This is a genomic window from Sulfitobacter noctilucicola, assembly GCF_000622385.1.
Lineage (GTDB): Bacteria > Pseudomonadota > Alphaproteobacteria > Rhodobacterales > Rhodobacteraceae > Sulfitobacter > Sulfitobacter noctilucicola.
In genome coordinates this window covers 783,140-805,059 of the sequence record NZ_JASD01000008.1, presented here as the reverse complement: position 1 = coordinate 805,059, position 21,920 = coordinate 783,140, and the positions used below count along the sequence as shown (strand labels likewise).

Sequence of the window (21,920 nt, the reverse complement as noted above, 5' to 3'; positions counted from 1 at the left end):
ACGCGCGGTTCATGGCGCAATGATCGGGCTGGCGGCGATCTGCGAGTCCTGCGTCTCGACCCCGACGAACGTTGTGCCGTGCTTGAACCAGCTTTCCGGTGCTGCCGCACCCCAGAGTGTTTGGCGTTGGGGATCCTGCAAATCCCATTTGATCGGTTCAAGGTCTGGATCAACCGTCTGATAATCAGAGCAGTAAATCTCGATCCGGTGACCGTCGGGATCAAGAATATACAGGAAGAACGCGTTTGAGATGCCGTGCCGCCCCGGTCCGCGTTCAATGTTGTCCACATAGCCGGTGGTGGCCATCAGATCGAGCAGATCAATGATATTCAGCGGTGTCGGGACCCAGAACGCCACATGATGCATGCGCGGTCCTGTGCCATTGGTAAATGCCATGTCATGCACGCCGCCCTTCCGGTGCATCCACGCGGCCCAGAGCTTCTTGCTCTCTTCGTCCTCGGTGTATTCGGTCACGCGGAACCCGAAGTCGGAATAGAAGGCGACGGATGCATCCACATCAGGGCTGAAGCAATTGAAGTGATCAATTCGTAGAGGTTTCACTCCACGGTACAGCGCGTACTTTTGATGAATGGGCGGCAGGCGGTCCATCTTGTGATAGAACTCCAGCGGAATGCCCATGTTGTCCGATGTCAGTAACGTGCGGCCCTGATAGGGGCGCTCCACCCATGATGTCGGGCGGCCCTTCGCCTTGAAGTATGTTTCGGCGCGGTCGAGGTCTTCTTCGTCAAAGGTTTTGAAGCCCATGACCTCAACTGTGCCGGGCTGTTCGGACTTTTGCAGGATGATGCAGTGATGCCCCCGTTCCTCCATCGCGCGTAGATAGATATGGCTGTCGCTCTCATCCGTTACCTGCAAGCCGAGGATATCCGTATAGAAAGTGCGTGAAGCGGACAGGTCAGATACGTTGAGGCAGACATGGCTTAGCCGGATGGTATTGAAGTCGGGATACAGGTTCGGTGCAGGAACAGGCATTACAGTGCTCCCAGCTTGGTGATTTTATGCTGACCGGTGGCAAAGCCGATGTGCTTTTGCTCCATGTAAAATTCGAATGACCAGTCGCCACCATCCCGACCGATCCCGGAGGATTTAACCCCACCGAAGGGGGTCGGCAGGTGCCGCACATTTTCCGAGTTCACCCAAATCATCCCGGCCTCAAGTTTGTCCGTGAACCGCAGTGCGCGGGTCAGGTCGTTGGTCCAGACATAGCCCGTCAGCCCATAGGGTGTGTCATTGGCGATACGCAGCGCTTCTTCCTCGGTCGAGAACGAGATGGAGGTCAGAACAGGACCAAAGATTTCTTCCTGTGCGATACGCATATCGTTGTCGGCGTTTGTGAAGAGGGTCGGTCTGACGAAATAGCCCTCGTCACCGACTACTTCACCTCCTGCGGCTACTGTCGCACCGTCTTTGCGTGCGATGTCAAAATAGCTGGTGACTTTGGCGAAATGCTCTTCGCTGATAAGCGGCCCGATCTCGGTCGCGGGGTCAAGCGGGTGGCCCACACGGATCGCATTGACGCGCTCGATCAGTTTCGCTTCGAAGGTTTCGCGGATGGTGTCTTGCACCAGCAGGCGAGACGACGATGTACAGCGCTCTCCGTTGATCGAATAGATCATGAAAATTACCGCATCGAGCGCGCGGTCCAGATCAGCATCGTCAAAGACAATCACAGGATTCTTCCCGCCAAGTTCAAGGTGGTTCCGCTTGAGGGTGTCAGCGCCCTGTTTTGTAATCAGCGATCCCGTACGGCTTTCCCCGACAAAAGCGATGGCCTTGATCTTGGGGTGTTCACAGAGCGCCTTGCCGGCCTCTTCGCCAAATCCGTTAACTGTGTTCAAGACACCGTGCGGCAGGCCTGCCTCTTCGGCGATCTCAACCAACAGGCGGGCGGTCAGGGGGGATGCTTCGGCAGGTTTATGAACCACGGTGCACCCTGCCGCGAGGGCCGGTGCGATCTTCCATGTGGAGAGCATAAAAGGCGTATTCCACGGCGTAATCACACCTACCGGCCCGATTGGCACGCGGCTGGTGATGTTCATCAACGTCGGGGACTTCAGGTGTTGCCCGTCCCGCGCCTGAACGACCTGATCCGCGAAATAGCGGAAGTTCTCTGCACCGCGCAGGGCTGCTTTGGACATGAATTTATAGGCTTGGCCGGTATCCCAACATTCGCACAGCGCAATTTCTTCTGCCCGCGCTTCGATGCCTTCGGCAATCTTGATCAGTATTTTCCTTCGCTGCGGGGCGGGCATGTCGCGCCACTCCGCAAACGCGACATGGGCCGCCTCTGCTGCCGCGTCTATATCATCTGCTGTGCCACGGGCCACATCGCAGATGGTGCTCTTGTCGACCGGAGAGATGCTTTGAAACACGCCTCCTGCGCCCGGGTGATCCTGCCCCGCGATGCGGTTGGGGATGCCGCCTTCGCGGAAGCGCGCCAGAAAGCTGTTCAATTTCGTGATATTATCGTGAAGCTGGCTCATGCGGTATCCTCCAGATGGTCGCGGATGTTTCCGAATTTAGGCGAAAGCCCGGCGTCGATATCACGCATTTCTGCGGATAGCGCGATGGAGTGGCTTTCCATTGCCGGAGCTACGAAAGATTTCATCACTTCGAAAATATCAGCCACGGCTGATTTCTTTATATCGTCAGGGCGCCCTTCGCGCAGGCGGATAGATAGATCTATAAACCCGTGTTTCGGATCGCCGTCTGCAATAGCGACATGATCGACGCAGACGGCGCGGACGCGAATGCCGGCCACTGGAAACGTCTCAATTCCTGCGGCGGCTGCGCGGATTGCTTCGCACAAAGCTCCCATATCCACGACATCTTTCAGATTGGCTGAATAATCGATCTGGAAGTGCGGCACATCATATTCCTTAACATGTTAATTGTTGCGAAGTTAATTAATGCTATGCTTTGTTGTCAAGACCCGTTTCACGGTGCAATGGGTGCAAACGATATAGCCTGAGGCCCGAATGACAAAGCAACTCCCGTCGACCAACCGTTCCCTGCCAATCGCGCTGATCCGTGCCCGCGAGGGCGTAATGGCCCCGATCCGCGATATGCTGGCCGAAACCGGCATCACAGAGCAGCAGTGGCGTGTTCTGCGGGTGCTGGCGGAGTTTGGTCGTATGGACACCAAGACGCTCGCGGACCGCTCAAGTTTGCTGTTCCCCAGCCTTACCCGCATTGCTGCTACCTTGCGCGACAAGGGCATGGTGACCCAGACCCGCGGCGACAAAGACCGGCGACGCCAGTTCATTGAAATCACGGCGTTGGGTCAGAAGATGATCGACGACCGCGCCCAAGAGGCTGCATTGATTGTGACAGGCTTCAAGACGACCCTCGGGGAGCAGAATTATGAAACGCTGCTGGATTTGCTCGCGCTTCTTGATCCCGGTGGCAAGGATTAGCCGCTTACAGTTCCATCCGCAAACCAGGCATCGAAAATTTCGAGTGCCTTATCGGCAAAGGCCGCGTCGTTGATATGGCATCCGATACGGTGGGCGGTAACGTTCGGCGGCAGCTTAGTTTCAAGCTCCGACAGAAATGCCTCCAGCCCTTCCCTATCGTGCAGGTCCGCGCCTTCACGGTCCCATTCTCCCAAGCCGTCCTGAGGCAGAATGACGGCAACCGGCCCTTTGGCTTTGGCCAGTTGTTCGCAATGGGCAGCGGCCACAGCTTTGCGCTCTTCGGTATTGAGGACGATTGAGGTCAGAAGCCGGTTGTGCGCGTGACTGATGTGACCGCTCCATTTTTCGGGCAAGGGCTGCCAACCTACGATGTCTACCAGATCGTAACATCCCGGCGCGACGATCTGCGGCGTGCCTGTCAAGCCTGCGTTGGTCAAACGACCCGCACCGGCAGAGATATTCGAGCCGTGTATATGGTTACCCAGTTCCTGCGTGCAAAAGTCGAAAACACAGGCAAAAGCACCTTGCCCTGCGAGGCTCTCAAACGCGCGGCCTCCCATACCTGTGGCGTGGAACACCGCTACCTCGAACCCGCGTTCTTCCAGCGCAGGTTTTAGCGGGATCACATATTTAAGCGCAGAGGTGCCAAGTGACATCATGCCAATCAATGGCTTGTCTGGGTCGGGTTTCTGAACGGCGCGGGCGGCCCCCAATACGGCACCGGCGGCTTGTGAGAGAGATGCCCTGCAGACGGAGTTCAACCCATAAAGGCCACCAGCCCAGAGGATCATCTGCGTGTCCGCCGCCAGCCGTTCCGCCGGGATCAGCGGTGAAAAGGACACGGTCGAGACGATGTACTTGGGCACGCCCAGCGGCAGGGCTGATGCCACGTCGAGGGCCAGATCGGTACCCATCGTACCGCCCAATACGATCATGCCGTCAAAAATGCCCTCCGCATAGAGCCTTGCTGCCAGAAGGCTCGCCCCCTTCGCCATGATCTGCATGGCGTGGTTTTCGTCGCCGCTGTCAATCGCGGCCTGAACGGAGCTGCCGCCCTCTTCCGCAACATCATGCTTTGAATAGTCAGTAGGTTCTGATGGATCCCCAAGCACGGAAACATCCATGGTGACCACCTTGCCACCCTGATCGCGGATCACGCTTGCCAGAAACCCAAGTTCGTCATCCTTGGTGTCATAGGTCCCGATCACCAGAACCGTCTTGTCGCTCATAGTTTGATCCACGCTGTCTTGAGGTTGATGTACTTCTCCAAGGCATGAAGTGATTTGTCCGAACCATTGCCGGATTGACCAACGCCGCCCAACGGAACCGTACCATCCGCGCCACCATAAGTGTTGATATGCATAACACCGGTACGCACACCTCTGACCATGCGGTGTGCGCGGCTGAGGTTCGAGGTCCACGCCGCACCGGCTAGGCCGTAGACCGTGGAATTTGCGAGCGTGATCGCCTCTTCTTCCGAGTTGAAAGGGGTCACGCCAAGAATGGGGCCAAACACCTCTTTCTGCGCAAGCGTCGCATCAGGGCGCACTCCCGTGACGATCGTCGGCGCCATGTAATAGCCGCCCGTTTCCTGCAAAATGCGGTTGCCGCCAGTGATGATCTGCCCACCTTCGTTTGTGGCCGTCTCTACAAAACCCAGATTAGCATCCAACTGCGTTTGCGAATTTACCGCGCCGATCTGGGTATCCACACGCAAGGGATCACCCACGCGCATGGCATCGGTCGCTTTCGCGACGGCGCTTACAAACTCGTCATGGATCGATCTCTCAACCAGCAGGCGCGATCCTGCAACACAGACCTGTCCGGCGTTGCGAAAGATACCTGCCGCTGCGACCTTGGCGGCCTCATCAAGATTTGGGGCGTCTGCAAAAATGATGTTGGGGGATTTGCCGCCCAACTCCAGATAGACCCGCTTCATGTTTGACCGTGCGGCATACTCCATCAGCCGCCGCCCTGTGGCACCTGATCCGGTAAAGACAAGCACGTCCACGTCCATGGACAGACCCATCGCCTGCCCGACTACGGCCCCTTCACCGGTGACGGCATTCAGAACCCCGGGGGGGAGGCCTGCCTCCAATGCAAGTTCGCACATGCGCATCAGAGAAAGCGATGCAGTCTCGGACGGTTTGACCACGACCGAATTGCCCATCGCCAAGGCAGGTCCAAGTTTCCAAGCGCCGATCATCAGCGGGAAGTTCCACGGGATGATTGCGCCCACGACGCCAACCGGCTCCTTGTGGATCAGGCCAAGAACATCATCTGCTGTCGGCGCGATCTCTCCGTAAACCTTGTCTAGTGCTTCGGCATAATAACGGATCGTGCCAGCAGCTGAGCCGGGCTCTGCCTTCAGCGCCATAGCGATCTCTGTCCCGTTGTCGCGCACGCCCAGTACGGCAAGCTCAAGCGCGTGCGCTTCGATCAAATCGGCCCACTTCAAAAGCACTTTCTTTCGAGCGGCAGGCGGTTGACCTGACCAGCGACCATCCTCAAACGCAGTGCGGGCCGACGAAATAGCCGCTTCCATGTCCGACTGCGTGCCCGCAGCGACAGTGGTTAAAACCGTCCCGTCGATGGGAGAGATTACATCCATCGTGCCGCCGTCCGACGCGCCAAGATGCTGGCCGTCGATCAGATGACCAAAGGCACGGACAGGTTCAGCGCGCAGCGCATCGATTTGGGTCTGGTCCATTTCATGTTACCTCGTTTGACTGTCATGCATATCGTGGTCTTCTTCAGAAACGTAGGCGCGCCATTCCTTCATCAGTGTGCGAATGTGCAACGCCAGAACCAGCAGGATCATGGCAAAAAGAATTGCTGCAATCGGGCGGTCGATCATGTCGAGCGGGGTCTTGAGACGCGGCAAGGCTGATCGAAGCTTCACCTCCATAATCCCGCCCAACACCATGCCAAGGATGATCGGCACGATAGGCAGGTTCAGCCGTTTCAGGATCAGGCCGAACACTCCGAAACCGGCGGCAATCATGCAATCGGTCAAAGAGTTGCGCAGTGAATAGACACCGACGAAAGACAAAAGCAAAATCATTACACCTAGGAAGCGGGTCGGCACGCGGATGATTTTGGTCAGCAGATTGGTCGAGAACAGCAAGAACACCATGACGATCACGTTCAGTGCAATCAGCGCAAAGTAGAGGCCGTAGACCAGATCGATGTTGTTCTGGAAGAGTTGGGGGCCGGGAATGACGTTGTGGACATAAAAGACCGACAGCATCATCGCGGTCAGCGCTTCACCCGGAATACCAAGCGCAAGCAGCGGGATCATCGCGGCCGCAGGCACCGCGTTGTTCGCGGCCTCCGATGCAATCAAACCTTCAGGCGACCCTTTGCCAAAGCTGTCCGGCTCTTTCGATGTCTTCTGCGCATAGGTGTAGCTCATGAACTGGGCCGTGAATTCGCCCGTTCCGGGGATCATGCCGAGGATGACACCAAAGCCCGACGCCACAGTTGCCACCCGTTTGTGTTTGAAAAGCTCTTTGATGCCAGCGCCCATGCGTCCTGATACAGGTTTGGCATCCGGTGATGTGTCCGGTGCGGTAAGCAGGAAGAAGGCCTGGCTCAGGGCAAACAGGCCCAAGACAACCACGATCAGGTTGATGCCCGATGACAAAAAAGAATAGCCGAAAGTATAGCGCTGCGTGTAGGTCACCGCATCAAGGCCAACGGTTTGCAAGAAGATACCTAGCATTGCCAGCATTCCGGCTGCAAATATCTGGCCGCGATGAGCGAGAATTACCAGAATAATACCCAGAAGGGCCGCCAGAAATATTTCCCGCGATCCGAACATGGGGGCGACCAACGCCAGCACAGGTGACAAAAGGATCAGACAGCCAATCCCGAAAATGCCGCCCCAGAAAGATGCGCTATAGGCCAGCGAAAGTGCACGGTGCGCTTCCCCGCGCTTGGTCATCGGATAGCCGTCATACGACGTTAGCGCATTAACAGCGGTTCCGGGTGTATTGATCAATACGGCAGGGATCGCACCACCGTACATGGACGATCCGTAAATCCCCAACAGCATTGTCAGACCCACAATAGGATCAAGCGAGAAGGTTGCAGGCAACAAGATGGCGATTGCTACCGCTGGGCCAACGCCGGGAATGGCCCCGATGATGACCCCGCCGACAGAGCCGACAAGCAAGGCTAGCATCACATCCCAACGGGCGAGCATCTCAAGTCCGGCGAGTAGGTTCTCCATCTCCAGTATCCGATCAGAAATAGGTCAGCATGATCTGACGCAAGCCATCCGGCAGCGCCTCGTAAATCTGTCCTGAAGGCAGGTTCACTTTCAGCAGCGTCTTGAACAGCACGACGATCACAACGGCTGACACTGCCGCCGCAATCAGGGTGGGAATGCGACGGTAACCGGCACGCAGGGTCAGTATGACTGCAAACAAAACCGTAGTCGGCAGATAGCCGGTATAGGGCACCGCCATAGCATATCCGATAAACCAGGCTGCATATTCAAATGAAGCGATCCATAGCCAGACCTCACGCCAACGCCCATAGATGCGTTCTGACAATGCGGATCCCAGCAGATGAAACGCGGCAAAGACAACCATGCCGGAAAGGGCAACGCCGGGCCAGAACCTTGGTTGCGCAAAGAGTTTTGCCCCCTTGCGCCACGCGGTCTGATCGAAAAGCTGCGACAAAAAGAAGGCTGATAGGATCAAAGCCACCCACGCAAAAACGATATCGCCCGGACGGCGGTACCGCTTGAAGAGTGACTGAAGCGTTTTGACCCGCGACATGTTGCTGCCTTCTTGGTTTTCACGAAAACCATGATGCCGGACCGTGAATTGTGGTCCGGCATCATGGGGGGCTTTGCATCACTCTGAGAGCATAGTTTCGATGCCGTTCAGTGTGTCGATGTCGGTCTTGATCTGGTCGGCAACCTCGGCTGCTGGCTGCCAGTAAACGGACGCACCTGTTTCCGCTGCAAGCGCTTGGGCGCGCTCGGACATTACTGTCTTCTGGGCCACGGCGATGATCTTGTCCTGAACGTCCTGCGGCGTATCCTTGTGCACAAACAGGCCGTTCCAAAGGGCGACATTCAGATCGGGCGCCAGCTCGGCTACCGTCGGGGCATCAGGTGTCAGTGGAATGCGTTCTGAACCAATGGAGGCCAGAACCTTGACGCTGTCGAGGCAGGGCAGGATCAGTTGGAGTGTGGTGTTGATGACATCCACATCGCCAGAAGCCAGCGTGTTGCAATCGAGCGCGTCGAACGCAGCATCAGATGCATAGGCAAACCCCAGTTCTTTCGCCAAACCGAAAGTAACCTGAGTGGGGACCAACGGTGCTCCAAAGTGGCCAAGCACCACGTCGTTTTCTTTCGCATAGGCTGCCAGACCGTTGATGTCGTCATAAGGCGCGTTGGCACCTGCGGCGATTACAAACGGATAGGTCAGAAAGTTGCCAAGCGGAATGAACGGGTCAGGGTTCAGCTCGGGAATGCCGATCTGTGGACCAACCACGGGAATCGCGATGATGAACGATCCTACGGTGTAGCCATCAGCGGGCGCTGTGGCGACTTCGATGGCACCGGGGAACGGGCCACCGCCACCGCCGGGCTTGTTCACAACGGCAGTTGGCACGTCGTACGCGGTGGCGAAATCCTCAGCAATCATGCGGGTCAGCACGTCTTCTAGATCACCCGGAGGCCACGGCACGACAAACTCGACCGGTTTCTCTGGATACTCGGCAAGCGCCGGACCTGCGATTGTTGCGATGGCGAGCGCGAGGGCACCTGCTGATGTCTTAAACCTGGACATTTCGTTCTCCCTTAATCGGTTCATATATCGAACCATTGTTTTGTAAAAAAGGTTGCCTTGTTAAATACCATGTGTCAAACTTTTTTATCAGTAGAACGAATGAGACTGTCTGAATGTCCTCAGCTTCCAAGGCCCTTGCGTTGCTTTCCCACTTTTCTGTCCAGCGGCCGGAGATCGGGTTGTCACAGCTGTGTCGCATCGCAAAGCGGGATAAAGCCACAACCTACCGCCACCTGCAGGCCCTTGAAGAAGCTGGATTTATTGAACAGAATCCTGCCACCAAACATTACCGGTTAGGACCGGCGGTGATGCATTTGGCGCAAGTGCGCGAAGCCACGGTGCCACGCAAAGAGTCGGCGAAATCGGTTTTGTCTGTTTTGGCTGATGCGACTGGTGAGACATCGCATGTAGCGGTTTTATCGGGCACGACTGTCTACGGGTTATGCGATTGTGAATCACCTCGCCACGCGACACGTGCCGTTCTGGACATCAACACTTTCCCGCTTCATGCGACGGCATCAGGATTATGCGCCCTCGCGTTTGGCGGTGACGATCTGCTTGAGGCGGCTTTGAAGCGGATGGAGAGTTTCACCGCGTCCACGCTCACGTCGAAATCGGATATCGAAGCTTCGCTCGACACTGTGCGCGAAACCGGATTTGCGCAGGCGAACCGCAGCTATGAGGACGAGATTCAGGGCATCGCCGCTCCGATTTTCGACCATACCGGTGCGCTTGCCGGGACCGTCGCCGTGGCCAGTGTAGCGTCCCGTTTCTCCGCTGAACTTGAGCGCGTCATCAAAGCCGAATTGATAGTGGCCGCGCGCGCGCTCACCCATAACTGGGGCGGGACTGTTCCTGCCCACATCGAAGCCGCATGGGCAAAATCTGTCTCACGCCTGCACGAATTGGAAAGCACATCATGAAAGATTCGAACTTCCTGAAGGAAAACAATGCCCGCCTGATGTGGCACCCGATGACGTCGCCACAGGACAGCATCGCGCAACCGCCAAAGATCATAACAGGCTCGGACGGTGTTTCTATCACCGACATCGACGGGCACCGTGTGGTGGACGGGGTCGGGGGATTGTGGAATGTCAATCTTGGTTATTCCTGCACCCCTGTAAAAGAGGCGATAACGGCGCAGCTTGAAAAACTGCCCTATTATTCCACTTTCCGCGGCACATCCAATGATGCGGCGATTGAACTCTCGTATGAGCTAAGTGAATTCTTCGCACCTGACGGGATGAGCCGTGCGTTCTTTACCTCCGGTGGATCAGATTCGGTCGAGACGTCCCTGCGTCTGGCGCGCCAGTATCACAAGCTGCGCGGAGAAGCGGGAAGGACCAAGTTCCTCAGCCTCAAGAAAGGGTATCACGGCACACACATCGGCTGTGCTTCGGTTAACGGGAACGCAAATTTCCGCAATGCGTACGAGCCGTTGCTGCCCGGCTGCTATCACATTCCCGCGCCCTACACCTATCGCAATCCGTTCAACGAGACGGATCCGGCCAAGCTTGCACAGCTTTGTGTGGCGGCATTGGAAGATGAAATCGCCTTTCAGGGGCCAAACACGATTGCCGCGATGATTATGGAACCGATTCTGGGGGCTGGTGGCGTTATCCCCCCGCATGAATCCTTCGCGCCGATGGTTCAGGAAATCTGCAACCGGCATGGCATTCTGCTTATCACGGATGAGGTCATCACCGCCTATGGTCGTACCGGCGCTTGGTCCGGCGCGCGGCTTTGGGGAATCCAGCCTGACATGATGGCAACGGCTAAGGCGATTACGAACGGGTTCTTCCCTTTCGGTGCCGTGATGCTGGGTGAAAGGATGGTTGAGGTGTTTGAAAACAATCCGGCTGCCAAGATCGCGCATGGCTATACTTACTCCGGTCACCCCGTTGGCGCGGCGGCGGCGCTGGCTTGCCTTGCAGAGACGAAGCGCTTGAACGTGATAACCAACGCCGCGGCGCGTGGTACCCAGATCTATGAGGGATGCCTGAAGCTGATGGAGAAGCACGACATTGTCGGCGATGTGCGGGGCGGACACGGATTGATGACCGCGATCGAGATGGTTTCGGACCGTGCGACCAAGAAGCCGATCGACGGTGATGCCGGATCACGCGTGCAGGAAGCTGCCTATCAGAACGGTGCAATGATACGCATTTCAGGCCCGAACCTTATCCTGTCTCCGCCGCTTGTTTTGACAGAGAATGACGCGAATATTCTGTTGTCTGCGGTCGATGCAGGTTTGGCTGCCGCTTAACGGTTGCAGTTCAGACCTGACGCAATGTCCAGTCCGACATGGTTGGCAGGACGTCTTCTATCACCCGCTGGAACGCTGCGACGATTTCGGCGGGTGTGTCGTTTGACGCCTGCGCTGTCTGCAAGAAACGGCGGGATGCGATAATGCGCTGGTCCTGATCATTTACAACGGTAAGATCCATATCGACCTGCGCCATGAAGCGACCATCGGCAGCGACGCTCACGTCGAATGCGTCAATGCGCACAAGCAACGCCTTATCCGGAACCGGCCCCGCATCGGTGCGGCCCACATAGCTTACGCGGCCTGTGGCGCTGATACTGAGGATCAGCAACGATTGAATGACCTCAGGCAATTCATCGGTCCAGCGTGCATCAGGTAGATAGCTGATAGAAGCGGCATCGGAGCGGACAAGAATCCTGTCGGTTGAAAGCGTCGCAGGAGCCTGAGGGCGGGCGACCAGCAAGGTGCGGGCGCGGCGCGGACCGGATGTTGAGCCGGCCACAGGTCGCAGATCGTAGGTATCCAACGCCTCGGTCGCAGCATTCAGCGTACTGATTGCGCTACATCCGCTGAGAGAGGCGGCGGCACCCAGTAATGCGCTGCGACGTGTTAGTGTGAACATTTTTTCATCTCCTGTATTCCGGAACGCGGCCATCAAGAATGAACCGCGCGGGGTCGCGTTCTATACGCCGCACAAGATCGCCCAAGGTTCTCACAAGCGACCGCGCCTCGCTGGCAAGGCTGGTCAGTTCAGGCAATCCTTTACCTGCAAACCCGCTGATGCCCGGCGCACTTTGTGAAACGGTGGCCTGAACACTACGGACAACGGCATCGCTGCGGGCAATAAGCGCGCGCAGGTCACTAGTTATCGCGGGCATGTCCTTGCTGACATCTGTGATCGCCAAGGCAATCTGCTCTGATGCCGCGCGGATGTCTGTCATCATCGGGGCAAGATCGGTGTTCAGGACATCGGACGCTCCATCAAATGTCGTCTGTGCAGAGCCCAAGGCACCCTCAGCTACTTCGAGGGTCCTGTCCAACGTTCCCAGACTGCTTTGCGCTTTGACGAAAAGCGCATTTGCGGAGCTGATTGCCTCCTGCGCGTCCTGCGCCATCGGATCAAGATGGGTGGTCAGGCTGGTTGCTACATTGTCCACGGCCTGTCGTGCGGTGGTAACACCAGCGCGTATATCCGTCATAATGGCGGGTACATCTTGCAGCATCACATCCTGCACCGTCGCGAGCGCCTCTTTGGTGTCACCCAACACAACGCGGGCTTCTGCCACCAGAAGCGTGCCATCGCCATCTACAAGCGCGTCAAAACTGTCGGAGGCCTCGGTCACAGCGACGAAGGCGGTGTTGGCTTCCCTCAATGTCGTCTCAAGTTCGGTCAGTCGCGAATTGAGCAGCTCCGCGGTATCCGCGAATCCGTCCAGCGTGGTGCCGGAACGGTCCTGCAGATCTGCAATTGCGGCTGTTGTCTGGGTGCCGATCTGCGAGACCTGCGCGAGGATTTCGGGCACTTGTTCCTCAAGGATCAGTTTCGCCTGGTCAAAGGTCCCTCCGACGCTCTGGATCACCCCAAGCGCGTCATTCAGTGCCGTGTTCGCGGTCTCAAATGTTGTGGTGGCCGCGGAGAGGGTACCATCGGACTGTTCAAGCGTTGTGACCACGGCGGCACCGATACTATCGAGGCGTTCGGTGAAAAGCGTGATCTGGGCCGTCGCTTCGCGCACTGTGCCGGTGATATCGGAGAAATCATTCAGCGCCTGATCCAAATTCCCTGACGAAGCATCAAGATTGCTTAGGATGCGGGTCACGTGGGCCTGATTTTCGGGGCCGGTCAGCGCTTGAAACTGCTCCAGCAAAACGGTCGCTTCGGCCAGCAGGTCGGGTGCATCCTGCACGAGGGTCTGAATGGTCGACCGGCGGGACGGGATGATCCGCCAACCTTCGGCATCGGCAACCAGCGGGGGTGCTTCGGGTGTGCCGCCGGACAGCGAAATATAGGCCACACCTGTAACGCCTTGGGATTGGAGTTGTGCGGTCGTATCGGATCTTACCGGCACCTCTGTTTCGACCTCGATGGTCGTAAATACCTTGGAGGGATCTTGCGGTGCGATGCGCAGGCCAATGACCTTGCCCACGGATATCCCGTTGAACAAAACATCACCAGACGGATCAAGGCCGGACACATCTTCAAACAGAATGCCGTAAGTCTGGTACTGTTTGTTGATCTGCACGCTTGCGAGCCAGATGAAAAAGGCCAGCGTGCCCAGAATGCTTAGCAGTGCGAAGACGCCGATCAGGATATAGTTTGCACGCGTTTCCACTACGCGGCCCCCTCTTTTTGCGCAGACGACAAAGCGGCGCGTGCGCGTGGCCCGTGAAAGTACTCATGCACCCAAGGGTGATCCACCTGCAGCATCTCCTCCATGGTTCCGACAGCAAGCACTTTGCGGTCGGCCAATACCGCGATCCTGTCACAGATCGCATGCAGACTGTCCAGATCATGAGTAACCAGAAAGACCGTCAGGCCAAGTGCGGCCTGCAATTGTTTGATCAGGGTGTCGAAGGCAGCGGCACCAATCGGATCAAGCCCTGCGGTCGGTTCGTCCAGAAAGACAATTTCGGGATCCATCGCGATAGCGCGGGCAAATCCGGCACGTTTGCGCATGCCGCCAGACAGCTCGGAGGGATATTTCTCCATCGCGTTTTCCGGGAGGCCGACCATGCGGACCTTTATCCCTGCGAGCGTCTCACGCAGTTCGTCGTCCAACGCAAGTTGCTCACGCATCGGGGCTTCGACGTTTTGCCGAACGGTGAGCGAAGAAAAGAGCGCGCCGTCCTGAAACATAACGCCCCAGCGACGGCGCAGCGCGCGGTATTGGGCATCCGACGTTGCGCGTACACTCTCCCCGAACACCTCGATCTGTCCGGCGTTGGGTTCCAGCAGCCCCACAATTGCACGCAGTAAAACAGATTTGCCCGTGCCTGATCCACCGACCACGCCGATGATTTCGCCGCGTCGCACATCCAGATCAAGCCCGTCATGCACGGTATGTGTCCCGAACCGCGTGACAAGGCCGCGTACGCGGATGATCGGATCAGACACCTCCTCCATCATATCCCCACAATCGCGAAAAAGATTGAAAACAGCGCGTCCATCACAATGACCATAAAAATGGAAAGCACCACAGACGCCGATGTCATCCGGCCCAGCGATTCCGCATTGCCGCCGACTTGCATCCCTTTGTAGCAGCCGATGATCCCGATAATCAGGGCAAAGAACGGTGCCTTGATCATGCCGACCCCGAAATGCCAGACGTCCGTGTTGCTGACGAGCCTTGTCTGAAATACCGCAGGTGAGACACCGAGCTCTATCCACGACATTAACGCCCCGCCGATCAGACCGGACATATCCGCAATAAATCCCAATGCGGGTAGCATCAGCATCAGCGCTAGTACGCGCGGCACCACCAGGATCGTCACCGGATCAAGGCCGAGCGTCCGCATAGCGTCGATTTCTTCGCGCATTTTCATAGACCCGATTGCCGCCGTAAACGCCGATCCCGAACGCCCCGCAACGATGATCGAAGTTAGCAAGATGCCCAGTTCGCGCAGGATCGAAATGGCGATAAGGTCGACCACAAAAACCTCGGCCCCGAACTGACGCAATTGTGCCGACCCTTGAAAGGCCAGAACCACCCCGATCAGAAATGCCATAAGCGCCACAATCGGAACTGCGCTTAGCCCGATTTCCTGACAGTGATGAACAACCGATGTGAGCCGCAGGCGTGTCGGGTGGCGCAGGATGCCACCCAGCGTCGCGATGACCTGACCCAGAAACGAAACCAGCTCGACCACCATACGCAGGCCTCGCACGATCTTCTGACCGAAGGCTTCCAGATGGTCGTTGATGCTCATTGTTTTGCCGACCGATGCATCCTCGGGTGGCATGTTTTGTGATACGGTATCTATAAGCTGCGCCTGCGCGGGACTGGCGCCGGTGATTTCTGGCAGCGCATCGTCAACCGCCGCACGCCGCTGGCAGTCCAGAAGAAACCATGCACCGGCGGTGTCCATGTGCGACAACTCGCCAATATCTATAACGGTAAACTCAGCAGACACCGGAAAATCCACGACGGATACGGTGTCTATCAGCAAAGCGCCCGTCAGATGCAGAGTGCTATCCGATACCTTCGTATGAACGCGTCTTTGTGGCACTGCATCTGTTTTCATCGCACGATTCTATCATGTTTACCGGCGGTGTTCAGCTGTGTGATAAACACTTTCCTGCCCCTCACACCTGTACCATCCGAGGACCAAGTACCCATCTAATTATCTGCTCAAAACTATGCGCCGCTATGGCACCGGCCTTGACTAAGATCAATCTGTTAAGCCTATTGGAGGTGAAGGTTGGCCGCTGTTGTCAGCTTAATTCTTTTGCCGGAGATCCTTCGAACTATGCCCAGATTTTCAGTTGCTTTGGCCGCCGTCGGCCTTCTTGGCCTCACGGCCTGTTCACCGGAATATGCACAAAAGCGGTCTGCCGTGAAACACGGGCAGCTTATTTATGCCAAGGAATGCTCCCAGTGCCACGGTGTATCCGGCGAAGGGGCGGGGTCTGCTTCGCTCGGGCTGGGAACTCCGGCACCTGACCTGGTTGGTCTGTCGGCCAGAAATGACGGCGTGTTCCCGCGCGAATTTGTGCGCCGGTTCATTCTGGGCCTGCTTGAGACAGACGACCCCGAAGCCGCGATGCCGCAGTTTGCAAAAGTTGGACTGCCCCACGTTTACCCGCAGGGCGGTGCCGATGGTGAGGTTCTGGAAGCGGATTTCGAAGACCTGTTGGATTATCTCGCCTCTATTCAGGAGTGATATGGCGCTAGCGGGCCTGTACGCATTCCTTGCACAATGGTGCATAGGGTACCGCATTCAGCCGAGCATCTGAGATTGGGTTGCCGCACTTCTGGCATTCGCCATAGGTCCCGTCTTCGATGCGCGCCAGTGCCTGCCCCAGCAGCACCCGTTCTTGCTGTGCGGCGTTCCCCAGACCCTCCAACACCTGATCATCCTCGATATCAATCGCCTGATCATTCATATCCGGTGAGACAGGTTCGCTCAGTTCGTGATCCACGACATGCATACGTTCATCAAGTTCGGTAAGCCGGTCAGTGATCAGTTTTTTGTAGTGATTAAGGTCTGTCATGGTCGTTCCTCCTTGCGATTATGACGTTTAGTCTAACGGTGCGATAAGGCCCGAAATTGACAGGGATCAACGGCGGCGTTTGCGGGTCGGGAAATTGAAAACCTCGACTAGAAACGCCGTGAATATCCCGAAGGTGAGCAACCCGTGTGTTGCCGTCATTCCGGCGAGCAAACGCCATCCTGGCTCTAGCACAACATCGCCGTAGCCCACTGTTGTGAAGGACGCGATTGAGAAATAGAGCGCAGGCTCCAAAGCGTCGAAAAGGCCAAGCTGAATGTAAAGAACTGCCCAGCCCCATACCGTACTGGTCAAAACCGTAAGTATCCAAAGACCGGCGACAGACAGATCGAAAAGAGCGGGAAAACGGGCGTACCCGAAGGCTCCACTTTCCTCGAATACATGCAAAAGCCGTTCGGCAACACCGAACAGCGCAATGGAGATGGCCAGCGACCCGATCATCATGATGGAGCCTACGAATATGGCAAATAGCATCTACAGGCTTTCTATGCGTCGCTGGTTATCGTCATAGCTTGCAGGTAGAAAATCCTACCAAGCGGTAGAGCGGGCAGAACTGAAAAAGCGCGGTCAGCGTCAGGACCAATCCAACGGCCATACTGGCATAGACATATCCGGCGTTAGACCAGATTTGTGGCATGTTCAGAAGGGGTAGGAAAACAAGAAGCAAGCCGAGAAACGCTCTGACCAAACGGTCGAGTTTGCCAAGGTTGACGGTCATGGTCTTGCCCTTTGATCCAGAATGAGAATGTCTTGAGGCACGCAAGCGACTGCGCGGTGATCCGCATGGGGAGCTTTGCCCTGTGCGATTTGCCCAATCAGTTCGGCCATGCGGGTGGCGCAGGCATCAAAGACCTCAGATCGGAAGCTCTGAGATGAAGCGATCCTTTCCTCCAGCGCCGTAAGAAGCGTCTCATCCGGCTTGCCTCGCGCATTGATAATCCTATCGATCAACTCTGATGCGGATAATTGCTGTATCGGCCGTTTCGGAAAGGCATCATAGAATACGGTCTGTTTTTGCATCTCTCAGACCCCCTCAACCTTCACTACTTTTCAGGGTAAACGCCTTGTTGCCAATCTCGACCAGTTTGCCGGTTTCGGCATGATACTGGTCCAGTGCTTTTTGAATGAACTGCGCCTGAATATGTTGAAACGCTGCGATATCTTTGCAGTGGAGCATCTCGTGCTGCGTTTTTACATCCTGCTTGATCCGTTCCGCCACAAAGCTTGCCAGCTCTGCGCTCAGATCGTTCATCGCCTCCATCCATGCGGTGCTCATACCCAATATATTGCCAAAGCCAGCGGGTGATGACGTTTCTGGTGCGCCAGGCGGTTGGGTCGCCGTTGAGGACGTGTCTTTCACTTGCTCTTTGTCTGCCATTTCGGTTCCTCCGATAAGTGACGTTGTGTTGATAGACTATGACCCGATTAACGTCGCCGCTTTTGACATTGCTCAATACACGGCACGAAAAACGGACGATCACCCATGCAAGGTTCGTGATGAGAGGTGCTGATGTGGCAGTGGAAACCGGTCTGACAAAGCGTGAGGTTCTGGCAGCCAGAGAGGCACACGGCTGGAATGAATTACCCGCAATGGCGCAGGCCGGTCCGTGGCGGGTACTGCTTCGCCAGTTCACCAGTTTTCTCGTGTTGATCCTCATCGTGGCTGCCGCCGTTGCCCTTGCCTTGGGCGAACGGATGGATGCGGTCACAATCGCGCTGGTCGTGTTTCTGAACGCGGGTCTTGGCTTTGTGCAGGAATGGAAAGCAGAGACGGCGCTGGGCGCATTGCGTGATTTGCTGTCACCTCAGGCAATGGTCTTGCGCGACGGGCAGGAACAGGTGATCCCGGCGCGTGAGGTGGTGCCGGGTGATATTCTGGTGTTGGTACCGGGTGCGAAAATCGCAGCGGATGCCATGGTGATCCACGCGACCGAACTAGCGGTCGATGAAAGCGTGCTGACAGGTGAATCCGTTCCTGTTTCCAAAAATGATGATCAAGCGCCTTCGGTTTACGCCGGAACGTCTGTGACGGCTGGCCGCGCCGAGGCCCGCGTGATGGCGACAGGCGGGGCAACTGAATTTGGCAAAATCGCCAACTTAACGGGCTCCGTAGGCGTCAAGACAACCAACCTGCAACTGAAGCTGGGCCAATTGGCCCGCCAGTTGGGTATCGCCGCTTTGCTGGTTGCTGCGGGTGTTGTGTGCCTTGGTCTGTTGCTGGGTCGCGACCTGACTGAGATGGTGATGACGGGTCTGTCACTGGCAGTCGCAATGGTGCCAGAGGGCCTCCCCGCCGTTGTGACGATCACGCTGGCGCTTGGGGCCACTGCAATGGTGCGAAGACAAGCGCTTGCGCGTCGGTTGCAGGCTGTTGAAACATTGGGCGCTGCATCGACAATCTGTACAGACAAGACCGGCACACTGACGGAAAACAAGATGACGGCCACGAAGGTGTGGACGTTTGACAGGCAGTATGACGTGACAGGTACCGGATACGATCCGGCTGGCCACATCGAAGCGGATGGCATCCGGCTTCGCGCATCGGATGATCCGGTGCTTGCGGCGCTTTTGGAAACCGGCCTTCACTGTAGTCACGCGCATCTTGAGCGTGACGGTGACAGTTGGAAGATGGTCGGTGCCCCGACCGAAGGTGCGCTGATTACACTGGGGTACAAGGGCTGGTGCGACCTGCCTTTGGACCGGGCGATACTAGCGGAAATTCCTTTCAGCAGCGCGCGCAAGAAGATGTCAGTGCTTTATCAGTCCGGCGGCCATGTGGATGTGCTGACAAAGGGCGCGCCGGAACAGGTGCTTAAGGCCTGTACAGAAATCATGACGCAAGGCGGCCCCCGCCCCCTGACAGCAGCAGTGCGGGAAACTGTTGTAGAGGCTTACAGCGACCTCGCGCAAAAGGGGCTGCGGGTCATGGCATTGGCCCGCAAACCTGCGCCGGATGATCAGTTGAGCGAAGACGCGATGATCTTTGTCGGTTTGGTCGGGATTATCGATCCACCCCGTGCTGAGGTACGTCAGGCGATCAGTCTGGCCCGCGCGGCCGGGATCAGGGTGATCATGATTACTGGCGATAGTCCCATCACGGCAGGCGCGATTGCGGGACAGCTAGACTTGAACGTGTCCCGCCAGCTGACTGGGGCTGATCTGGACGCGCTGGATGATGCAGCACTCAGCGAGATATTGCGCGAGGACGTACTTTTTGCGCGGACCAAGCCGGAACAGAAAATGCGCATCGTGTCGGCTTTGCAAGCGCAGGGCCAGATCGTCGCAATGACAGGTGACGGCGTCAATGATGCGCCCGCGCTCAAACAGGCGGATATCGGCATTTCGATGGGTGTCAGGGGAACGGATGTTGCACGCGATGCATCCGATCTGGTGCTGCTGGATGATAATTTTGCGACCATCGTGGGGGCCATCGGAGAAGGCCGCCGACAATTTGCAAACGTGCAGAAATTCGTGCGTTATTTGTTGTCGTCAAACGCGGGTGAAGTGATTGCACTGGTCGTCAACATCGCCATCGGCGGGCCGCTGGTGTTTCTAGCGACACAGATCCTCTGGATGAACCTTGTTACCGATGGTGTGACAGCCGTGGCGCTGGGGTTAGAGAAATCCGAACCGGATCAGATGGAACAACAGCCAAGGCGCAAAGACACCGCGATTCTTGGTCGAAGCGGGATCATCACGATCATCGTCCTTGGCACCTACACTGGTCTGTCGAGCCTTTGGATATTCTTTTCACTGATGGATCAGGGCGTAGAGCTGGCGCGTACGACAGCATTCACTGCCATGGTTGTTTTTGAGAAAATCAGTGTCTTTGCGTTCCGGTCCTTGCGTCTGACTGGATGGCGCATCGGTTGGTTCAGTAATCCATTCTTGCTGCTTGCCTTAACGGTCACATTGGGTGCGCAGGTCCTTGCGGTGTATTGGGGGCCCCTGCAGGTGCTCCTCAAAACGGTGCCGATGGGACTGGATCAATGGATCACAATTGCGCTTTTTACGCTGCCCCTTTTGATCGTGCCCGAAATCCTCAAAGCGGTGCGGCTCAGCATTCAACGAACGAAATAATACGCGGCCAAGCTCGCAATGAACAACAACAGCACGAGGATAGAATCGAGCCCGAAGGCACCGATCTTTGGTTTGCGCCGCACGATGAGGCCGACGAGGTAGATGGAGGTGACTGCCAACCCGAACGCGAGCGCGAGGCTGACAGTGCGCGAGGTGTCCTGCAGGATCGGGCCGCCGCGAAACAGGATATCTGCGGGAAAGACCAGAACCAGCATGATCAGGTTACTGCCGAAGATATTGGAGATTGCCATCGTATAGGCCCCGATGCGCACGGCGGCGATGCTTGTGCTCAGCTCGGGCAGGGACGTGGCTGCGGCCAGAAGGGTAACGCCGATGAAACCTGTCCCAAGCCCGGATTGAGTGGCGATGCGGTCTGCGAACTGAACCAACAGCAAACCTAGCCCCAGAATAGCGATGCAGGCCGCAATCGCCTGCCAGATGAGTGTTTTGTTGGATGCTTTCCCCAAACCAGTCGGGGCGGGAAATGAAAGGGGGTCGGGATCAGGAAGATCAATAGGGACCCAATCGCTGCTGTCGTCGTACCGCCGCAACAGCCAGATCGCCCCGGCATAGATCATGGCAATACACACGCTGCCCAATCCGACACCGCCAACCACAAAAGTCTCACCAAGATTGACGACAATCAAAGCAACAGACAACAACAAGACAAGCAGCGTGGCCTCAAGCGCGTGGTTCGCCTTGCGCGGATAGTTAGTGATCGGGCTGCGCGCCCAGAAATCCGACATAGCTAGGATCGCGGTCTGGAGCGCGATACCACCGAACAGGTTGTTGAGCACAAGATCGCGTGCCTGTTGAATGGCGGCGGTTAGCGTCGTTGCGACCTCCGGTAGTGATGTGGCGAGTGAAAGAACCAACAATCCCATCAACGACTTTGCCAGTTTGAAACGGTCCGCCAGTGTGTCCACCAGATACGCCAGCCGCGCGCCTGCGATCCAGACACCTGCGGCGCTGAGCGCAAAGAAAAGAACACTCTGGAAAAGGGACGTATCAGGGAGCTGCATTATCTTGCGGTATCTAAAAATACGCGGGGCCGCCTTGATATCGCTCAATCAATCCCATTGGCGGACGCGCAATGT

General features: G+C 56.7%; 23 protein-coding genes. 5 read left to right on the top strand and 18 right to left on the bottom strand.

Annotated features, from left to right (window positions below; translation table 11 throughout):
* Window positions 1–9: 9 nt before the first annotated feature.
* Genes hpaD through Z946_RS0107720 form a run of 3 tightly spaced genes read right to left on the bottom strand, consistent with a single transcriptional unit; the run spans window position 10 to window position 2,890 of the window.
* On the bottom strand, window positions 10–993 hold the full coding sequence (hpaD, locus tag Z946_RS0107730) for a 3,4-dihydroxyphenylacetate 2,3-dioxygenase (RefSeq protein WP_025055154.1): 984 nt from the start codon (window positions 991–993) through the stop codon (window positions 10–12).
* The gene (gene hpaE / locus Z946_RS0107725) at window positions 993–2,504 is read right to left on the bottom strand and encodes a 5-carboxymethyl-2-hydroxymuconate semialdehyde dehydrogenase (RefSeq protein ID WP_025055153.1); all 1,512 of its coding nucleotides are present in this window, start codon (window positions 2,502–2,504) and stop codon (window positions 993–995) included. Before hpaE ends, hpaD begins: the two co-directional genes overlap by 1 nt.
* Window positions 2,501–2,890, bottom strand: coding sequence for a 5-carboxymethyl-2-hydroxymuconate Delta-isomerase (locus tag Z946_RS0107720; protein WP_025055152.1), 390 nt, complete (start codon window positions 2,888–2,890; stop codon window positions 2,501–2,503). The genes hpaE and Z946_RS0107720 overlap by 4 nt, the downstream gene beginning before the upstream one ends.
* Before the next feature lie 109 nt (window positions 2,891–2,999).
* Here Z946_RS0107720 and hpaR point away from each other — a divergent pair, with 109 nt between their 5' ends.
* Window positions 3,000–3,437, top strand: coding sequence for a homoprotocatechuate degradation operon regulator HpaR (gene hpaR, locus Z946_RS0107715; RefSeq protein WP_025055151.1), 438 nt, complete (start codon window positions 3,000–3,002; stop codon window positions 3,435–3,437).
* On the opposite strand, the gene Z946_RS0107710 is transcribed toward hpaR, so the two are convergent.
* The 5 genes from Z946_RS0107710 to Z946_RS0107690 all read right to left on the bottom strand — a co-directional run bounded on the left by Z946_RS0107710 (window position 3,434) and on the right by Z946_RS0107690 (window position 9,247).
* Window positions 3,434–4,666, bottom strand: coding sequence for a Tm-1-like ATP-binding domain-containing protein (locus Z946_RS0107710; RefSeq protein ID WP_025055150.1), 1,233 nt, complete (start codon window positions 4,664–4,666; stop codon window positions 3,434–3,436). The two genes, hpaR and Z946_RS0107710, sit on opposite strands and share 4 nt — an antisense overlap.
* Entirely contained in the window at window positions 4,663–6,147 is a 1,485-nt protein-coding gene (locus Z946_RS0107705; RefSeq protein ID WP_025055149.1) for an aldehyde dehydrogenase, read from the bottom strand. Before Z946_RS0107705 ends, Z946_RS0107710 begins: the two co-directional genes overlap by 4 nt.
* Before the next feature lie 6 nt (window positions 6,148–6,153).
* Entirely contained in the window at window positions 6,154–7,671 is a 1,518-nt protein-coding gene (locus Z946_RS0107700; protein WP_025055148.1) for a tripartite tricarboxylate transporter permease, read from the bottom strand.
* A 13-nt stretch (window positions 7,672–7,684) separates the two neighbouring features.
* Window positions 7,685–8,224 (bottom strand): tripartite tricarboxylate transporter TctB family protein, encoded by a 540-nt coding sequence (locus tag Z946_RS0107695; protein ID WP_025055147.1) that lies wholly within the window; start codon window positions 8,222–8,224, stop codon window positions 7,685–7,687.
* Window positions 8,225–8,302: 78 nt separating this feature from the next.
* Complete coding sequence (locus tag Z946_RS0107690; RefSeq protein WP_025055146.1) at window positions 8,303–9,247, bottom strand: tripartite tricarboxylate transporter substrate-binding protein; 945 nt, start codon at window positions 9,245–9,247, stop codon at window positions 8,303–8,305.
* Between the two features lie 113 nt (window positions 9,248–9,360).
* Here Z946_RS0107690 and Z946_RS0107685 point away from each other — a divergent pair, with 113 nt between their 5' ends.
* Together Z946_RS0107685 and Z946_RS0107680 are read left to right on the top strand one after the other, a co-directional pair.
* Window positions 9,361–10,170: an IclR family transcriptional regulator gene (locus Z946_RS0107685; protein ID WP_025055145.1), complete on the top strand. Its 810-nt coding sequence runs from the start codon at window positions 9,361–9,363 to the stop codon at window positions 10,168–10,170.
* Window positions 10,167–11,513, top strand: a complete 1,347-nt coding sequence (locus Z946_RS0107680; RefSeq protein WP_025055144.1) for an aminotransferase class III-fold pyridoxal phosphate-dependent enzyme — start codon at window positions 10,167–10,169, stop codon at window positions 11,511–11,513. The genes Z946_RS0107685 and Z946_RS0107680 overlap by 4 nt, the downstream gene beginning before the upstream one ends.
* 10 nt (window positions 11,514–11,523) lie before the next feature.
* On the opposite strand, the gene Z946_RS0107675 is transcribed toward Z946_RS0107680, so the two are convergent.
* Genes Z946_RS0107675 through Z946_RS0107660 form a run of 4 tightly spaced genes read right to left on the bottom strand, consistent with a single transcriptional unit; the run spans window position 11,524 to window position 15,755 of the window.
* Window positions 11,524–12,135, bottom strand: coding sequence for an ABC-type transport auxiliary lipoprotein family protein (locus Z946_RS0107675; protein WP_025055143.1), 612 nt, complete (start codon window positions 12,133–12,135; stop codon window positions 11,524–11,526).
* A gap of 4 nt (window positions 12,136–12,139) precedes the next feature.
* The gene (locus tag Z946_RS0107670; RefSeq protein WP_025055142.1) at window positions 12,140–13,846 is read right to left on the bottom strand and encodes an MlaD family protein; all 1,707 of its coding nucleotides are present in this window, start codon (window positions 13,844–13,846) and stop codon (window positions 12,140–12,142) included.
* The gene (locus tag Z946_RS0107665; protein WP_375782149.1) at window positions 13,846–14,637 is read right to left on the bottom strand and encodes an ABC transporter ATP-binding protein; all 792 of its coding nucleotides are present in this window, start codon (window positions 14,635–14,637) and stop codon (window positions 13,846–13,848) included. The genes Z946_RS0107670 and Z946_RS0107665 overlap by 1 nt, the downstream gene beginning before the upstream one ends.
* Window positions 14,637–15,755: an ABC transporter permease gene (locus Z946_RS0107660; protein ID WP_025055140.1), complete on the bottom strand. Its 1,119-nt coding sequence runs from the start codon at window positions 15,753–15,755 to the stop codon at window positions 14,637–14,639. The genes Z946_RS0107665 and Z946_RS0107660 overlap by 1 nt, the downstream gene beginning before the upstream one ends.
* 225 nt (window positions 15,756–15,980) lie before the next feature.
* Between Z946_RS0107660 and Z946_RS21055 the strand changes: the two genes are divergently transcribed.
* The gene (locus Z946_RS21055) at window positions 15,981–16,394 is read left to right on the top strand and encodes a c-type cytochrome (RefSeq protein ID WP_025055139.1); all 414 of its coding nucleotides are present in this window, start codon (window positions 15,981–15,983) and stop codon (window positions 16,392–16,394) included.
* Window positions 16,395–16,401: 7 nt separating this feature from the next.
* Here the strand turns inward: Z946_RS21055 and Z946_RS0107650 are convergent, their stop codons facing one another.
* The 5 genes from Z946_RS0107650 to Z946_RS20550 form a co-directional block, all read right to left on the bottom strand.
* A complete protein-coding gene (locus tag Z946_RS0107650; protein ID WP_025055138.1) occupies window positions 16,402–16,725 on the bottom strand; it encodes a TraR/DksA family transcriptional regulator in 324 nt (107 codons plus the stop codon).
* A gap of 66 nt (window positions 16,726–16,791) precedes the next feature.
* Window positions 16,792–17,217 (bottom strand): ion channel, encoded by a 426-nt coding sequence (locus Z946_RS0107645; protein ID WP_025055137.1) that lies wholly within the window; start codon window positions 17,215–17,217, stop codon window positions 16,792–16,794.
* Window positions 17,218–17,248: 31 nt separating this feature from the next.
* On the bottom strand, window positions 17,249–17,461 hold the full coding sequence (locus Z946_RS0107640) for a YgaP family membrane protein (protein ID WP_025055136.1): 213 nt from the start codon (window positions 17,459–17,461) through the stop codon (window positions 17,249–17,251).
* On the bottom strand, window positions 17,458–17,763 hold the full coding sequence (locus tag Z946_RS0107635; protein WP_025055135.1) for a hypothetical protein: 306 nt from the start codon (window positions 17,761–17,763) through the stop codon (window positions 17,458–17,460). The genes Z946_RS0107640 and Z946_RS0107635 overlap by 4 nt, the downstream gene beginning before the upstream one ends.
* 13 nt (window positions 17,764–17,776) lie before the next feature.
* The gene (locus Z946_RS20550) at window positions 17,777–18,121 is read right to left on the bottom strand and encodes a phasin family protein (RefSeq protein ID WP_025055134.1); all 345 of its coding nucleotides are present in this window, start codon (window positions 18,119–18,121) and stop codon (window positions 17,777–17,779) included.
* Window positions 18,122–18,159: 38 nt separating this feature from the next.
* Here Z946_RS20550 and Z946_RS0107625 point away from each other — a divergent pair, with 38 nt between their 5' ends.
* Window positions 18,160–20,823, top strand: a complete 2,664-nt coding sequence (locus Z946_RS0107625) for a cation-translocating P-type ATPase (protein WP_081780798.1) — start codon at window positions 18,160–18,162, stop codon at window positions 20,821–20,823.
* Here Z946_RS0107625 and Z946_RS21050 read toward each other — a convergent pair.
* Entirely contained in the window at window positions 20,808–21,845 is a 1,038-nt protein-coding gene (locus Z946_RS21050) for a sodium:calcium antiporter (protein WP_025055132.1), read from the bottom strand. The genes Z946_RS0107625 and Z946_RS21050 overlap by 16 nt on opposite strands.
* Window positions 21,846–21,920 lie beyond the last annotated feature (75 nt).

What these genes read in the sequence shown, in the direction of transcription:
- Z946_RS0107680 (WP_025055144.1), top strand. Translation starts at nt 10,167, where the DNA reads ATGAAAGATTCGAACTTCCTGAAGGAAAACAATGCCCGCCTGATGTGG.
- Z946_RS0107705 (WP_025055149.1), bottom strand. Translation starts at nt 6,147, where the DNA reads ATGGACCAGACCCAAATCGATGCGCTGCGCGCTGAACCTGTCCGTGCC.
- Z946_RS0107635 (WP_025055135.1), bottom strand. Translation starts at nt 17,763, where the DNA reads ATGCAAAAACAGACCGTATTCTATGATGCCTTTCCGAAACGGCCGATA.
- hpaE (WP_025055153.1), bottom strand. Translation starts at nt 2,504, where the DNA reads ATGAGCCAGCTTCACGATAATATCACGAAATTGAACAGCTTTCTGGCG.
- Z946_RS0107665 (WP_375782149.1), bottom strand. Translation starts at nt 14,637, where the DNA reads ATGGAGGAGGTGTCTGATCCGATCATCCGCGTACGCGGCCTTGTCACG.
- Z946_RS0107700 (WP_025055148.1), bottom strand. Translation starts at nt 7,671, where the DNA reads ATGGAGAACCTACTCGCCGGACTTGAGATGCTCGCCCGTTGGGATGTG.
- Z946_RS0107690 (WP_025055146.1), bottom strand. Translation starts at nt 9,247, where the DNA reads ATGTCCAGGTTTAAGACATCAGCAGGTGCCCTCGCGCTCGCCATCGCA.
- Z946_RS0107640 (WP_025055136.1), bottom strand. Translation starts at nt 17,461, where the DNA reads ATGACCGTCAACCTTGGCAAACTCGACCGTTTGGTCAGAGCGTTTCTC.
- Z946_RS0107660 (WP_025055140.1), bottom strand. Translation starts at nt 15,755, where the DNA reads ATGAAAACAGATGCAGTGCCACAAAGACGCGTTCATACGAAGGTATCG.
- Z946_RS20550 (WP_025055134.1), bottom strand. Translation starts at nt 18,121, where the DNA reads ATGGCAGACAAAGAGCAAGTGAAAGACACGTCCTCAACGGCGACCCAA.
- hpaD (WP_025055154.1), bottom strand. Translation starts at nt 993, where the DNA reads ATGCCTGTTCCTGCACCGAACCTGTATCCCGACTTCAATACCATCCGG.
- Z946_RS0107650 (WP_025055138.1), bottom strand. Translation starts at nt 16,725, where the DNA reads ATGACAGACCTTAATCACTACAAAAAACTGATCACTGACCGGCTTACC.
- Z946_RS0107695 (WP_025055147.1), bottom strand. Translation starts at nt 8,224, where the DNA reads ATGTCGCGGGTCAAAACGCTTCAGTCACTCTTCAAGCGGTACCGCCGT.
- Z946_RS21055 (WP_025055139.1), top strand. Translation starts at nt 15,981, where the DNA reads ATGCCCAGATTTTCAGTTGCTTTGGCCGCCGTCGGCCTTCTTGGCCTC.
- Z946_RS0107710 (WP_025055150.1), bottom strand. Translation starts at nt 4,666, where the DNA reads ATGAGCGACAAGACGGTTCTGGTGATCGGGACCTATGACACCAAGGAT.
- Z946_RS0107645 (WP_025055137.1), bottom strand. Translation starts at nt 17,217, where the DNA reads ATGCTATTTGCCATATTCGTAGGCTCCATCATGATGATCGGGTCGCTG.
- Z946_RS0107685 (WP_025055145.1), top strand. Translation starts at nt 9,361, where the DNA reads ATGTCCTCAGCTTCCAAGGCCCTTGCGTTGCTTTCCCACTTTTCTGTC.
- Z946_RS21050 (WP_025055132.1), bottom strand. Translation starts at nt 21,845, where the DNA reads ATGCAGCTCCCTGATACGTCCCTTTTCCAGAGTGTTCTTTTCTTTGCG.
- Z946_RS0107625 (WP_081780798.1), top strand. Translation starts at nt 18,160, where the DNA reads ATGACCCGATTAACGTCGCCGCTTTTGACATTGCTCAATACACGGCAC.
- hpaR (WP_025055151.1), top strand. Translation starts at nt 3,000, where the DNA reads ATGACAAAGCAACTCCCGTCGACCAACCGTTCCCTGCCAATCGCGCTG.
- Z946_RS0107675 (WP_025055143.1), bottom strand. Translation starts at nt 12,135, where the DNA reads ATGTTCACACTAACACGTCGCAGCGCATTACTGGGTGCCGCCGCCTCT.